Below are 13,114 nucleotides of genomic sequence, written 5' to 3'. Positions count from 1 at the left end.
AGGTTCTTGCCCCAGCCCATCATTTCCCTGGTCGTCGCTCGCGGAAGCAACGGCGTCATCGGCCGCGACGGCGACCTGCCCTGGCGGCTGCGCTCGGACCTGCAGCGGTTCAAGGCCATCACCGTGGGCAAGCCCTGCCTGATGGGCCGCAAGACCTGGGAGAGCCTGCCGCTCAAACCCCTGCCCGGTCGGCTCAACATGGTGCTGACGCGAGACGAGTCCTACGAAACCGACGGCATGTCCAAGGGCGCCCTGGTCTGCGCCACCCTGGACGAAGCCATCGAGATCGGGCGCGAGACGGCCGAGGAGGACGGCGTGGACGAGATCTGCATCATCGGCGGCACCGCCCTGTTCGAGGCCGCCCTGCCCCGCGCCAAACGCCTCTACATCACCGAAGTCGATGCCTCGCCCGACGGCGACGCCGTCTTCCCGGCATTCGACGAAACGGCCTGGGTCGAGGTATCTTCGGAATCCCATCCGGCAGGCGAGAAGGACGATCACGCCTTCACATTCCGCGTGCTGGAACGCCGCTAGGAGAGACAGATGTACGTCACGACCACCAACGACCTGCCCGGCTTCCGCGTCACTCGCCATATCGGCCTGGTGCGCGGCGTGACGGTGCGGTCGCGCAACGCCATCTCCGACGCCATCGGCGGGGTCCAGTCGATGCTGGGCGGTCGCGTCGGCGCCTATGTGAAACTGGCCGAAGCCGGGCGTCAGGAAGCTTATGACGAACTGGTCAAACACGCGACCGAGCACGGCGCCAACGCCATCCTGGCCGTCCGCTATGACGCCACCGAAATCATGCCCGGCGTGACCGAGGTGCTGTGCTACGGCACGGGCGTGATCGTCGAGCCGGCCTGAACCGGCTCGACCGATCGGGTCAGGACAGGGTCATCAGGTCCGCGCGATCGAAGTTGCGCAGTTCGTCCGAACGGCCGTCGCGGATCTTGTTGACCCATTGAGGGTCGGCCAGCAGGGCGCGGCCTACGGCGACCAGATCGAATTCCTCGTTCTCCAGTCGACGCAGCAGACCGTCCAGTGATGCGGGCTTGGAGCCTTCGCCGCCGAAGGCTGCGATGAACTCGCCGTCCAGGCCCACGGATCCGACGGTGATCGTCGGCTTGCCCATCAGCTTCTTGGTCCAGCCGGCGAAGTTCAGGTCCGAACCTTCGAACTCCGGCTCCCAGAAACGGCGCTGCGAACAGTGGAAGACATCCACCCCGGCGTCCGATAGCGGCGTCAGCCATTCGACCATCTGGTCCGGCGTTTCGGCTATGCGGGCGGTGTAATCCTGCAGCTTCCACTGTGACAGACGCAGGATGACGGGGATGTCGTCGCCGACGCCCTCGCGCACCGCCTTGACCACCTCGGCGCCGAATCGGGCGCGGTCGGCGATGGTCGGGCCGCCCCAGCGGTCTTCACGGGCATTCAGGCCGCCCCAGAAGAATTGATCGATCAGATAGCCGTGGGCGCCGTGGATCTCGACGGCGTCGAATCCGAGTTCACGGGCGGCACGGGCCGAACGTCCGAAGGCGGCGATGGTGTCGGCGACGTCCTCTTCGGTCATCGGCTCGAACTTGGCCTTGCCCGGCGCGGTCATGCCCGACGGGCTGTCGACCTTGCCCAGCGGCGTCCAGTCGTCGCCGCGTCCCCGCGCCGATCCCACGTGCCAGATTTGCGGCGCGATCAGGCCGCCGGCCGCATGGACCTCGTCCACCACCGACTTCCATTCCGGCAGGGCCTCGCCGTGGAAGACCGGGACTGCGGCGTCATTGCGCGCCGCCGGTCGTTCGACGACCGTCCCCTCAGTCACGATCAGACCCACCCCGCCCTCGGCGCGACGGCGATAGTAGGCGGCGACGTCCGAGGTCGGGATGCCGTTCGGCGAAAAAGACCGCGTCATGGGCGCCATGACGATGCGGTTGGGCAGTGCCAGCCCCTTGATGGTGAATGGGCTGAACAGGGCGTCGACGCTCATCGGATCTCCTTGGATATCGGCAAGACCCAAGGTGGCGAATAGAGTTGCGTTTGAAAACCCCGCCCTCGCAGATATTTTCTAAAGGTCGAGAGCAGTTGCGATACGGTCGGCGATCGTACCGAACTGACTGGCGATTTCGCCCGACGGATCAACCGAAACCGGAGGCCGGCCTGCGTCACCACCTTCGCGCAGAGCGGCGTCTAGCGGCAGATCGCCTAGGAACGGGATCGACAGCCGCTCGGCCTCGGCCTTGGCTCCGCCCTGACCGAACACCGCACCGCTCATGTTCTCGATCAGGCCCAGCGTCGGCACATTGACCCGCTGGAACAGCGTGTGCGCCCGACGGGCGTCGGCCAGCGCCACTTCCTGCGGCGTCGAGACGATGACGGCGCCGTCCAGCGGCGTCTTCTGGATCAGGGTCAGTTGCACGTCGCCGGTGCCGGGCGGCAGATCGACCACCAGAACATCCAGCGGCGCCTCGGCCGTGCCCCAACGGGTCTGGGTCAACATCTGGGTGATGGCCTGGGACGCCATCGGCCCGCGCCAGATCATGGCGTCGTCCATCTTGGTCAACAGGCCGACCGACATGGCCTTCAATCCATGGGCGACGTGCGGCACGATGGCGCCGTCCTCATAGGCCGGCTGCCCGCTGATCCCCAGCATGGTCGGCAGCGACGGCCCATAGACATCCGCGTCAAGAATCCCGACCGACAGCCCGCGCGCCGCCAGCGCTGCGGCGAGATTGACGGCGACCGTGGACTTGCCCACCCCGCCCTTGCCGCTGGCGATGGCCAGGACACGGCGCACATGCGCCGGGCGATCGGTCGGAACCGGGGCCTTGGCCCGGCCCTGGTCGGCCGCCGCCTTGGACAGACCGGCGGTGCGCGGCGCGGCGGCGGGCTTTGCCTCGGCGGTCAGGATGACGGACACGCGCGCCATGCCGGGCAGCGCCTTCAGCGCCGCCTCCGCCGCATCGCGAACGGGGGCATAGGCGGCGGCCTGGCTGCGATCAACCTCAAGCGCGAAGCCTGCGCGGTCGTCGGCCACCACAAGCCCCTGAACCAGACCGGCGGCCACGAGACCCCGGCCTGAAACCGGATCGATGATCGCGTCCAGGGCGGCGATGACGGCGGTGCGTTCGACCAAGGCGGTCTCCAGAAGACTTGCAGGCGATGATGCGCGCGTTCTATCGCCCTCGAACCCGTCCCGCGAGCCACGATTTGTCCCAACCGCCCTCAATCACCCTGATCGCCGGCCCCACCGCCTCGGGCAAGTCGGCGCTCGCGCTTAAGATGGCGCGTGAAACCGGCGCGGTGATCATCAATGCCGACAGCCAGCAGCTTTACGCCGACCTGCGAATCCTGACGGCGCGGCCGTCCGTTGAGGACGAGGCTCAGGCCGATCATCGCCTTTACGGCGTCGCCGACGCGGCCGACGCCTGGTCGGTCGGGCGCTGGAGCCGCGCGGCTTTGGACATACTCGACGAACTTCGCGCGGATGGACGTTCGGCGATCCTCGTCGGAGGCACCGGCCTGTATTTCATGAGTCTCACTCGGGGCTTGGCGGACATTCCCCCCGTCCCCCTGGCGACGCGTGACGCAATCGAGGCGGAATATGCGATCGAGGGCGAGACGGCCTTCCGTGCGCGACTGGCCCAAGCCGATCCCGACGCTGCGCGCGCCATCGAACGGGGCGACCGGCAAAGATTGGTGCGCGCCATGAGCGTCTTCGCCGCCAGCGGTCGATCGCTCAGCGACTGGAAGGCCGATACGAAACCCCTGCTGCCATACGGGTCTTGGACTGGACAGGTGGTCGAGCCTGACCGGCAGCGCCTCTATCAGAACTGTGACGCTCGTGTGGACCTGATGCTTGAACAGGGAGCGGTGGAAGAAGTCGCCGCCTTGGTCGCGCGTGGTCTATCTGGCAGCCTGCCCGCCATGAAAGCCGTCGGCGTGCGCGAACTGGCTGACTATCTGACTGGAGCACTCAAGCGTGACGACGCCGTCGCCGCTTTGAAACAGGCCACCCGGAACTACGCCAAACGCCAGTTGACCTGGTTTCGTCAACAGACGCCGGACTGGCCGCGCGTCTGACTTGAAAGCGGCGCTTGGAATGCATCCAGTCAGCGCCTATATTGGCCGTGTCCGGTTTCGGCCGGACTATAGCGATAAACGCGCTTGTAATAAGCGGACCGGACCCGGGTGCGATTCCCGGCGGCTCCACCAACTTTCTCCCCGCGTTATCGGCGGAGGCAGCATGGGGCCGACTAGCATCGACGGACGTGTAAAGAGGATTGCTTTCGCTCGTCCTGGCCCACCGTATCGGGCCATTTTCTAACTGCGAACGATAACTTCGCTGGAGAAGTCGCTCTCGCCGCGTAATGCGGTTCGGGTGATTTCGAATCTTAAGTCCTAGGGGTTCAGATCCTTGGGCGGGGCCTGTCGGGAGCCTGGCAACAGAATCCCGGCGCTTTTCCAAATCATCGGTATGGCGACAAATCGGTTCGCTTAACCCTCAAGGCATCTTTCGCCATCGCATCCGCACGTCTATCAGTCGCGCTCTATTGCGAGGTGACGATGAGCGACCAGGCCCCTCCGGTCGATGAGATGCATTACGAGCAGCTGGCGCAAGAGGCGCTGCGCGGCGTCATGCGCGCGGCGCTGGAACGTGTGCTGGCCGAAGGCCTGCCCGGCGCGCATCACTTCTACATCACCTTCAAGACCCGAGCCGTCGGCGTCAGCGTCGCGCCCGACATCCTGGCGAAATACCCGGAGGAGATGACGGTAGTCCTGCAGCACCAGTACGACGATCTGCGCGTCGAGCCCGAACGTTTTTCGGTCAAGCTGCGGTTCGGCGGCATGCCCAAGAGCCTGGTGATTCCTTATTCGGCAGTCACGCGGTTCTACGACCCCAGCGTCCAGTTCCTGCTGCAGTTCGAGGATCCGCAGCTTCTGGAAGAGGTCGAGGAAGAGCCGATCCCGCCACAGGACACCGACCCATCCTCGGAAGGTCCCAAGGTCGTCTCGCTGGACCAGTTCCGCAAAAAATAGCCGTCTTCAGTCCCGTCGCGGATAGGAGCGGATCGTGATCCGCTCTCTTTCGCCTTCGCGCCGTTCGACCAGCAACCGCGCGACCTGGGCGTCGTCGTGGAACAGATAGCCCTTGATGGAATCAAGCAGGGCCTTGGCCAGGTTGTCCAGATCCATCCACGGCGGCTCGCCGACATGCTCCATGCGGATCTCGACGACATGGTCGCCCCATGACGGCCGCGCGCCGCGCCATTCCTTGCGCATGAACTCATAGACCAACGGCTTGTAATATTTGGCCTGGGTGGTCAGACCGTCGATGACGATCTCGACGGCGTCGCCATCCTCGCGGGCCCGAACCTTGCTGGTCCCGATCCAGCCGGCGGTCAAGGTCGCGCGCTCGCCGTGCAGACGGCCGGCGAAGGATCCAGCAGCCGGGCTGAGCGAATGGCCACAGGGGGCGTCAATTTTTCGTCGGCGTCTGCCTGCATCCCCTGAATGCGGCGCGCGACGTCCAGCCCTTCGATCACCGAACCGAAAGCGGCGAACCCCTGGCCGTCTGGGTTGCGGGCGCCGCCGTAGTCCAGGCTCGGAGTGTCCTGGGTGACGATAAAGAAGCTGGACGTGGCGGTATCGGGTCCATCACGCGCCATGGAAACGGTTCCCGCCAAATGGCGAAGCCCCGTGTCGCGCGTTGGCTCCAGCGCAATGGGCGGCCGTGAGGCGTCGTCGCTGCCGCGCGGGGTCGCCGCCTGAATCACGTCTATTGGATTTGGGTTGGCGGTATTGGTCGCCCGGACGACGGTGCGAAAGAAGCTGCCGCCGTCATAGTCGCCGAACACGACATAGCCGATGAAGTTGCAAGTGCTGATGGGCGCACTGGCCGGGTCCAGCGCCACTACAATTCGGCCGGCGGATGTGTCCAGCGCCACGCGGGGATGCTGCGGATCGGGCGCAGTCGTCGCGCAGCATGCGAGCGTCAGCAGCGCCGCCGTCGCGATCATTCCCGCCTTCATTGTCGTGTCCTTCGCCTTGCCCTGCATGCGTCCCGTGCTACACCGCCGCGCAACCCATCGCCACGCCTGAGAGACGAGATTCCGCGCATGAGCAACGTCCGCACAGAGACCGACACCTTCGGCCCCATCGAAGTGGCCGCAGATCGCTACTGGGGCGCCCAGGCGCAGCGGTCGCTGGGGAACTTCAAGATCGGCTGGGAGAAACAGCCCCTGCCGGTCGTGCGCGCCCTGGGCATCGTCAAGCGCGCCGCCGCCGAGACCAACCGCGACCTGGGCAAGCTGGATCCGGCCCTGACCGACGCCATCGTCAAGGCCGCCAATGAGGTCATCGAAGGCAAGCTGAACGATCACTTCCCACTGGTCGTCTGGCAGACGGGTTCGGGCACCCAGTCGAACATGAACGCCAATGAGGTGATCTCGAACCGCGCCATCGAAATTCTGGGCGGCGAGATGGGCTCCAAGAAGCCGGTCCACCCCAACGACCACGTCAACATGAGCCAGTCGTCGAACGACACCTATCCGACCGCCATGCACGTGGCCTGCGCCGAACAGGTGGTCAACGACCTAATCCCGTCGCTGAAGCACCTGCACGCCGCCCTGGAAGCCAAGGCCACGGCCTGGGCCCACATCATCAAGATCGGCCGCACCCACACCCAGGACGCCACCCCCCTGACCCTGGGTCAGGAGTTCGGCGGCTATGCGCAACAGGTCGCTAACGGCATCGAGCGCATCGAACAGACCCTGCCCAAGCTTATGGAACTGGCCCAAGGCGGCACCGCCGTCGGCACCGGCCTGAACGCCCCCGTCGGCTTCGCCGAAAAGGTCGCGGCCCAGATCGCCGAGATCACCGGCCTGCCGTTCACCACGGCGCCGAACAAGTTCGAGGCCCTGGCCGCGCACGACGCCATGGTCTTCTCCCACGGCGCGATCAACACGGTCGCCGCATCTCTGTTCAAGATCGCCAACGACATCCGCTTCCTGGGCTCCGGCCCGCGTTCGGGCCTGGGCGAACTGGCCCTGCCGGAAAACGAGCCCGGATCGTCGATCATGCCGGGCAAGGTCAATCCGACCCAGTGCGAGGCCCTGACCCAGGTCTGCGTCCAGGTGTTCGGCAACAACGCCGCCATCACCTTCGCCGGCTCTCAGGGGCATTTCGAGCTGAACGTCTATAACCCGGTTATGGCCTACAACTTCCTGCAGTCGGTGCGCCTGGTCGCTGACGCGGCCATCAGCTTCACCGACAACTGCGTGGTCGGCATCGAAGCGCGCGAGGACAATATCGCACGCGGCCTGAACAACTCGCTGATGCTGGTCACGGCCCTGAACGGCAAGCTGGGCTATGATACCTGCGCCAAGATCGCCAAGACCGCGCACAAGAACGGCACCACCCTGCGCGAGGAAGCCGTGGGCGGCGGCTATCTGACCGACGCGGAGTTCGACGAGGCGGTGCGTCCCGAGAAGATGATCTCGCCGGGCTGACATCATGACCGCGCTGGAGCGTCCCTACTGGATCGAAGCCATCTTCGAGCGCCGAGACGGCTGGGACGCCGAGGCCTATCCCTTCAATCTGCCCGCCGTGCGCAGCCTGGATCGGCTGGCCTTCCACCCCAGCGTCACCTTTCTGGTCGGCGAGAACGGGTCTGGAAAGTCCACACTGATTGAGGCGCTAGCGGTGGCGTGGGGCTTCAACGCCGAGGGCGGCGGCCGGGAGCATCGGTTCCAGACGCGCAGATCCCATTCGCCGCTGCACCAGTTCGTGCGTCCGGTGCGGTCGCCGCAGCGTGTTCAGGACGGCTTTTTCCTGAGGGCCGAGAGCTTCTTCACCACGGCCAGCTATCTGGAAGATCACAAAGCCGAGCGGTTTGGTGACCGATCCCTGCACGAACAGTCGCATGGCGAGAGCTTCTTCGCCCTGTTCGACAACCGTTTCATCGGCGACGGCCTCTATATCCTCGACGAGCCGGAGGCGGCCCTGTCGCCCAGCCGCCAGCTGTCCTTCCTCAGCCGACTACACGAGCTGGTGAACGCCCGTTCGCAGCTGATCATCGCCACCCACTCTCCCATCCTGCTCGGCTATCCCAACGCCTGGATTTATCAGGCGTCGGAACACGGGCTTGAGCGGGTCGAGTACGAAGACACCGATCATTATCAGGTCACGCGCAACTTCCTGACGCGGCGCGAGATGATGCTGGACATCCTGATGGACCTCGATTGACCGTCAGGCCTTGTCCCGGATGGTGCGGCCGACCGGGGCCAGCGCCAGCTTGGCCAGTTCCAGATCCTTCAGGGCGAAGGGAATGCCGATGATGGAGACGAACTCCACGACGGCGATCAGCAGATGCGTCAGGGCGATGTACCAGCCGGCGACGACGAACCAGACGATGTTCAGCACGACGCCCAGGCAGCCCGCCACCGGATGCGCATCCTGCCACACGACCTCGCGGCCGAAAGGCCAGAACGAATAGCTGGCGATGCGCCACGCCGCAAACGTCCACGGCAGACCGACGACGGTCAGCGCCAGAATGGCTCCACCGAACAACCACAGCAGGCCGGAAATCCAGCCGCCGAAGATGAGCCAGAGGATATTCAGGATCAGGCGGATCAAGGTCGAAGCTCCAGCACCGCCTCATGCGACGCCTCCTAGATAGCGATAAGGCCCCGCTTGTGCAGCGGGGCCTTAGATGAATTCGCGTTAAGTCGCCGTGATCAGTGCGGCTTTTCCGACCAGCGCGCCTTGGCGTCTTCTTGGGTCAGGTTCAGGTGGACGTGCTTGTCATCGACCTTCTCGACCCAGCTGACCGGGATCAGGTGGTGTTTGAAGCCGCCGGCGAAATCCAGCTTCGCCAGCTCGATCTGGTCGCCCAGGACGTGGTCGACACGTCCCACGTGGCCGCCGTCCGAGCCTACGACTTCGAGGTGTTCCTTGATGAGCGAAACGTCGACCATGTCTGTCTCCAACAGTGCGGTTTGTCCTGCCGGTGAGAACACGTAGCGTCAGGGCGGGTTTCAAACCGCGACGCTTGTTTTCTGATGTGATGACAGGCGCCGCCCCGGCGCGGTAAGGAGTTTTCCTCCAGACAAGGTTGGAAACAAGCGTATGCGGCGGATCGGATCGGGCTTGTTCGGCATCGTCATGGCCCTGGCGCTCGGGGCGTGCGGCACGCTTGATCGGCCGACTGGACCGCTCAGGATCACCGACGGCACTCTGGTCAAGGCCGAGGATCCCCGCATTCGCACCAACGACAGCGCACGCTTGCAGGCCTTCACCCGTGAAATCGGCGAACGGTTGCGACCCGATCATCCGACCTCGATCCTGGCCCTGTCCGGCGGCGGGGCCAACGGCGCCTATGGCGCCGGGCTTCTGGTCGGCTGGACCGAGCATGGGGATCGTCCGGTGTTCGACGTGGTGACCGGCGTCAGCACCGGCGCCCTCGCCGCCCCCTTCGCCTTCCTGGGCTCGGAATGGGATGACGAGCTTCAGCACGCCTACACCAGCGGCGGAGCGAACAATTTGCTGAGCTGGCGCAGTTTCGCCGCCTTCCTGAACCCCAGCCTGTTCTCGTCGCAGGCGCTGCGAAACCTGGTGGACGAGAACGTCACGCCCGAACTGATGCAGGCCGTCGCCCGCGAGAACGCCAAGGGCCGTCGGCTGCTGGTCGCCACGACGGACCTGGACAGCGAGGAGACCGTCATCTGGGACATGGGCCTGCTGGCCGCCCAGGGCGACGACAACGCCCGCGAACTGTTCAAGGAGGTTCTGGTCGCGTCCGCCAGCATCCCCGGCGTCTTTCCGCCCGTGCTGATCGCGGGGCTTCAGGATGACGACAAGGTCGTGCTGGAAATGCACGTCGACGGCGGGGTCAACACGCCCTTCCTCGCCATACCGGAAGACCTGATGCTCTGGACCCGGCCCGAGGACGAGGGGCGTGTCGGCGCCCTCTATGTCATCGTCAACGGTCAGGTCGGTCGCAACGACGGCGTCACGCCGGGCCGTCTGTCCGGCATCCTGGCGCGGACCTATGACAGCATGAGCAAGTCGTCGCTGCGCATCCATCTAGCGGTGACGGCGGCCTTCGCGCGGCGCAACGGCCTCGACATGGCCCTGTCGGCCATTCCCGACAATGTCGCCGCCTCAAGCCTCAAGTTCGACCAGGAGACCATGACCGCCATGTTCGAATTGGGTCGCCAGCGCGGGCTCGGCCCTGACGCCTGGACCCGGCTGGGCGAGCGTCCGGCGAACCAGCCCTTCATCCCCCAGACGACCATCTCGGACTCGCAGGTGCCGGCGGTGCTGGCGCCGCCGCCCACGCCCGCAGAAACGCCGGCAGAGCCGCCGAAGAACTGATCATGGGCGAGATCGTCAATTTGAACCGGGCGCGAAAGACGCGCGCCAAGGCAGTGGACAAAGCCCAAACCGCCGCCAATCGCGTCGTCCACGGTCGAACCAAGGCCGACAAGACGCTGACCGCTCTGGAACGTCATCGGGCAGACAAGCTGCTGGACGGTCAGAAGCGCGATCCGAAGTCGGACGACTGACGCCTCAGGTCTTGGGCGCACGGATCAGCATCACCTGCCCCGCCAGCACCAGCGCCAGTCCGATCAGTGCGCTCCATCCAAAACGCGCACCTTCAAAAAACACCGACACCAGCATGGCGATGGGCGGCGTCAGCGCCGAGATGTAGCTGGCCAGGGCATAGCCACGCTGACGCGCGATGGTGAAATACAGGCCGAACGCGATCACCGACCCGAACAGCGACAGATAGAGCAGCGACAGCACATAGTGCGGCGTCGGCTCGATCCGCCACGTCACGCCGGTCGCCAGGCCATACAGCGCCAGCATCGCCGTGCCATAGGCCATGGCCCAGGACGTGGCGGCCATAACCGGCGCGCCGGCCTGCTGTCCCTTCCAGGCGAACCAGTTGCCGAAGGCCGACGCCAGGACGGCGGTCAGGGCGAAGATGACCCCCAGCCCGGGATTAAGGCCTGCGCCGGCCGCCGTGATCTGACCGTACGACAGCACCCCCACACCCATGACGCCCAGAGCCGCGCCGATCCACGCGGCGGGCGCCGCCTTCTGTCCGCCCATCAGCCGGAACAGGATCAGGTTGACGAAGGCCAGGGCGGCGAAGATCACCGCGACTACGGCCGACGCGACCTGCCCCTCGGCCGCATAGACGAAGCCATAGCTGACCGCGAAGACGAAGGCGCCTTGCCCGATGGCCGCCAGATGCTGGGGCCGGGTCAGGCGCAACGGCCGTCGCGTCACGGCGCAGAAGGCGAACAGGACCGCCGACGCCAGACCGAACCGCCAGACGATGGACACGATCGAATCGACCGGCCCCAGTTGCAGGGTGATCGCATACCAGGTCGTGCCCCAGATCAGGGCGCAGATGGCGATGGCGGCGATCGTGAAAGGGCGGCTCAAGGTCGATCTCCGGCGGCGGACAGTTCGCTTATCATCGCAAAGCCGGCGGCGCCGCTCACGTCTTGCGCCGGAGTGTGACACACTGTCTCCCACAAAGGAGATCGTCATGCGAAACGCCCCCCTGATCCTGCCCGCCGCCCTGGTTCTGGCCGCCTGCGCGACCGCACCGGACATGACGACGGGAACGACCGTCGTGAACGTGACCGCCACCTATCGCGAGCGGATCATGCTGCCGCCCGGCCATGTCCTGACGGTTAAGGTCGAGGATGTCAGCCTGGCCGACGCCCCGGCGCAGGTGCTCGCCGAAACCAGCGAGCCACTGACCGGCGCCCCGCCCTATCGCGTCACCCTGGGCTTCCCGACGTCTCAGATCGATCCCCGTCGCACCTATGCCGCGCGGGCCGAATTCCGCGACGCGGCCGGCGCTCTTGTCTTCGTCACAGACACCCGCCACGCCATTCTAACCAATGGCGCACCGGCCTCGGCCGAGATCGTGTTGAAGTCCGCGCGTTGAGCAGCCTGAGCAAACGCTCGGTCGCCCTGGCGGGTCATGCGACCTCGGTCGCGCTGGAGCCCGAGTTCTGGGCCGTTCTGGACCGGATCGCCGCCGCACGTGAACTCAGCAAGGCTCAGCTTCTGGCCGAGATCGACGCCAATCGCGGCCGCCGCCCCCTCGCCTCCGCCTGTCGCCTGCTGGCGCTGGACTGGGTGGCGGGTCATGGACGACAGGCGTAGCGTCAGCCGAATGGAGACCGCGTCATGACCGACAATCGTCTGATCCCCGCCGCCGTCGTAGGCGGCCTTTTGGCCCTGGGCTTCATCGGCGCCGGCGCCCTGATCGGTCAGGGCGTCATCCATGCGCGTGCAGGCGACCGCACGGTGACGGTGCGCGGCTTGTCCGAACGCAATGTGAAGGCCGATCTCGCCGTCCTGCCGCTGCGCTTTACGGCCTCGGGGGATGTCCTGTCCGAAGTTCAGACCAAGATCGACGGCGACCTTGCGCTTGTACGGCGCTTCCTGGCCGCCCAGGGCTATCCTGCCGAGACCATCGAACTGGGCCGGCTGGAGGTCGCGGACACGCGGTCGCGCGAATACGCCGCGCAGAATGGCGGTCCCCGCTTCATCCTGGCCCAGACGGTGATCGTCCGAACCAACGATGTGGCGCGGGTTCAGGCCACGACGCGGTTGTTGAACGACCTCGTGCGTCAGGATGTGGTGCTGCAGGACTTCCAGGGACCGTCCTACATCTTCACCAAGCTGAACGATGTCCGCCCGCAGATGATCGCCGAGGGCACGGCGGCGGCGCGCACCGGCGCGGAACAGTTCGCCAAGGACAGCGGCACGCCGCTGGGTCCGATCCGTCAGGCCACCCAGGGCTCGTTCGAAATCCTGCCGCGTGACGGCGCAGGCGGCGACGAGGCGGCCTCGATCGACAAGAAGGTCCGGGTCGTCACGACCATCACCTATAGTCTGAATTAGTCTCGTGAGATCCCGCATCGGCGGATTGCGGTTGCCCGATGAATTCGACGTCGGCATGCGGGTCCTGGCCCATTTCGACCAGGGCGACCCACACCGCCATGATCACGAACATCCCGGCCATGCCCAGAACGAAGGCCAGCCAACCGGCCTTCTTGCCCTGCCGTTTGCGGTCTGACGCCGCCTTACT

19 protein-coding genes and 1 other RNA gene are annotated in these 13,114 nt (G+C 65.7%); 13 read left to right on the top strand and 7 right to left on the bottom strand.

Annotated features, from left to right (window positions below; all coding sequences use genetic code 11):
* Window positions 1-6 precede the first annotated feature (6 nt).
* Window positions 7-534, top strand: coding sequence for a dihydrofolate reductase (locus tag ACP693_RS10930; RefSeq protein ID WP_426016897.1), 528 nt, complete (start codon window positions 7-9; stop codon window positions 532-534).
* 9 nt (window positions 535-543) lie between these two features.
* A complete protein-coding gene (locus ACP693_RS10925) occupies window positions 544-864 on the top strand; it encodes a YbjQ family protein (RefSeq protein WP_409716096.1) in 321 nt (106 codons plus the stop codon).
* A 19-nt stretch (window positions 865-883) separates the two neighbouring features.
* Here ACP693_RS10925 and ACP693_RS10920 read toward each other — a convergent pair whose 3' ends face one another.
* Entirely contained in the window at window positions 884-1,981 is a 1,098-nt protein-coding gene (locus tag ACP693_RS10920) for an NADH:flavin oxidoreductase (RefSeq protein WP_426016898.1), read from the bottom strand.
* Window positions 1,982-2,059: 78 nt separating this feature from the next.
* Window positions 2,060-3,127 (bottom strand): Mrp/NBP35 family ATP-binding protein, encoded by a 1,068-nt coding sequence (locus tag ACP693_RS10915; protein ID WP_426016900.1) that lies wholly within the window; start codon window positions 3,125-3,127, stop codon window positions 2,060-2,062.
* A gap of 74 nt (window positions 3,128-3,201) precedes the next feature.
* On the opposite strand from ACP693_RS10915, the gene miaA reads away from it, so the two are divergent.
* The 3 genes from miaA to ACP693_RS10900 all read left to right on the top strand — a co-directional run bounded on the left by miaA (window position 3,202) and on the right by ACP693_RS10900 (window position 5,031).
* Window positions 3,202-4,074, top strand: coding sequence for a tRNA (adenosine(37)-N6)-dimethylallyltransferase MiaA (miaA, locus tag ACP693_RS10910; RefSeq protein WP_426016902.1), 873 nt, complete (start codon window positions 3,202-3,204; stop codon window positions 4,072-4,074).
* Between the two features lie 10 nt (window positions 4,075-4,084).
* Window positions 4,085-4,452: a transfer-messenger RNA gene (ssrA, locus tag ACP693_RS10905) on the top strand.
* Between the two features lie 105 nt (window positions 4,453-4,557).
* Entirely contained in the window at window positions 4,558-5,031 is a 474-nt protein-coding gene (locus tag ACP693_RS10900; protein ID WP_425983737.1) for an SspB family protein, read from the top strand.
* A gap of 6 nt (window positions 5,032-5,037) precedes the next feature.
* Here ACP693_RS10900 and ACP693_RS10895 read toward each other — a convergent pair whose 3' ends face one another.
* Both ACP693_RS10895 and ACP693_RS10890 read right to left on the bottom strand, forming a co-directional pair.
* Window positions 5,038-5,418 carry a RusA family crossover junction endodeoxyribonuclease gene (locus tag ACP693_RS10895; RefSeq protein WP_426029325.1) on the bottom strand — a complete coding sequence of 127 codons (381 nt, stop codon included), beginning with the start codon at window positions 5,416-5,418 and terminating at the stop codon, window positions 5,038-5,040.
* A complete protein-coding gene (locus tag ACP693_RS10890; RefSeq protein ID WP_426016905.1) occupies window positions 5,394-6,023 on the bottom strand; it encodes a peptidylprolyl isomerase in 630 nt (209 codons plus the stop codon). Before ACP693_RS10890 ends, ACP693_RS10895 begins: the two co-directional genes overlap by 25 nt.
* Window positions 6,024-6,110: 87 nt before the next feature.
* Between ACP693_RS10890 and fumC the strand changes: the two genes are divergently transcribed.
* Window positions 6,111-7,502 carry a class II fumarate hydratase gene (gene fumC / locus ACP693_RS10885; RefSeq protein ID WP_426016907.1) on the top strand — a complete coding sequence of 464 codons (1,392 nt, stop codon included), beginning with the start codon at window positions 6,111-6,113 and terminating at the stop codon, window positions 7,500-7,502.
* Between the two features lie 4 nt (window positions 7,503-7,506).
* Complete coding sequence (locus ACP693_RS10880) at window positions 7,507-8,238, top strand: AAA family ATPase (RefSeq protein ID WP_426016908.1); 732 nt, start codon at window positions 7,507-7,509, stop codon at window positions 8,236-8,238.
* A gap of 3 nt (window positions 8,239-8,241) precedes the next feature.
* On the opposite strand, the gene ACP693_RS10875 is transcribed toward ACP693_RS10880, so the two are convergent.
* Together ACP693_RS10875 and ACP693_RS10870 are read right to left on the bottom strand one after the other, a co-directional pair.
* Complete coding sequence (locus ACP693_RS10875) at window positions 8,242-8,628, bottom strand: YccF domain-containing protein (protein ID WP_426016909.1); 387 nt, start codon at window positions 8,626-8,628, stop codon at window positions 8,242-8,244.
* 101 nt (window positions 8,629-8,729) lie between these two features.
* Window positions 8,730-8,969: a DUF2171 domain-containing protein gene (locus ACP693_RS10870; RefSeq protein WP_425983728.1), complete on the bottom strand. Its 240-nt coding sequence runs from the start codon at window positions 8,967-8,969 to the stop codon at window positions 8,730-8,732.
* A 151-nt stretch (window positions 8,970-9,120) separates the two neighbouring features.
* Here ACP693_RS10870 and ACP693_RS10865 point away from each other — a divergent pair, with 151 nt between their 5' ends.
* Together ACP693_RS10865 and ACP693_RS10860 are read left to right on the top strand one after the other, a co-directional pair.
* On the top strand, window positions 9,121-10,368 hold the full coding sequence (locus ACP693_RS10865) for a patatin-like phospholipase family protein (protein ID WP_426016911.1): 1,248 nt from the start codon (window positions 9,121-9,123) through the stop codon (window positions 10,366-10,368).
* A 2-nt stretch (window positions 10,369-10,370) separates the two neighbouring features.
* Window positions 10,371-10,559 carry a DUF4169 family protein gene (locus ACP693_RS10860; RefSeq protein WP_426016913.1) on the top strand — a complete coding sequence of 63 codons (189 nt, stop codon included), beginning with the start codon at window positions 10,371-10,373 and terminating at the stop codon, window positions 10,557-10,559.
* 4 nt (window positions 10,560-10,563) lie between these two features.
* On the opposite strand, the gene ACP693_RS10855 is transcribed toward ACP693_RS10860, so the two are convergent.
* Window positions 10,564-11,448 carry a DMT family transporter gene (locus tag ACP693_RS10855; RefSeq protein ID WP_426016914.1) on the bottom strand — a complete coding sequence of 295 codons (885 nt, stop codon included), beginning with the start codon at window positions 11,446-11,448 and terminating at the stop codon, window positions 10,564-10,566.
* A 106-nt stretch (window positions 11,449-11,554) separates the two neighbouring features.
* Here ACP693_RS10855 and ACP693_RS10850 point away from each other — a divergent pair, with 106 nt between their 5' ends.
* From ACP693_RS10850 to ACP693_RS10835, 4 genes are read left to right on the top strand one after another with little or no spacing between them, the layout of a single operon-like run.
* A complete protein-coding gene (locus tag ACP693_RS10850) occupies window positions 11,555-11,962 on the top strand; it encodes a YbaY family lipoprotein (protein WP_426016916.1) in 408 nt (135 codons plus the stop codon).
* A complete protein-coding gene (locus tag ACP693_RS10845) occupies window positions 11,959-12,183 on the top strand; it encodes a ribbon-helix-helix domain-containing protein (RefSeq protein WP_426016917.1) in 225 nt (74 codons plus the stop codon). Before ACP693_RS10850 ends, ACP693_RS10845 begins: the two co-directional genes overlap by 4 nt.
* Before the next feature lie 24 nt (window positions 12,184-12,207).
* On the top strand, window positions 12,208-12,927 hold the full coding sequence (locus ACP693_RS10840) for an SIMPL domain-containing protein (RefSeq protein WP_426016919.1): 720 nt from the start codon (window positions 12,208-12,210) through the stop codon (window positions 12,925-12,927).
* A 31-nt stretch (window positions 12,928-12,958) separates the two neighbouring features.
* A complete protein-coding gene (locus ACP693_RS10835; protein WP_426016921.1) occupies window positions 12,959-13,102 on the top strand; it encodes a hypothetical protein in 144 nt (47 codons plus the stop codon).
* The last annotated feature ends 12 nt before the right edge of the window (window positions 13,103-13,114 follow it).

It is taken from the genome of Brevundimonas sp. TWP1-3 (genome assembly GCF_049896085.1).
Taxonomy (GTDB): domain Bacteria; phylum Pseudomonadota; class Alphaproteobacteria; order Caulobacterales; family Caulobacteraceae; genus Brevundimonas.
The sequence above is the reverse complement of the archived record's forward strand: the minus strand, read 5'-3'. Positions and strand labels throughout refer to the sequence as shown.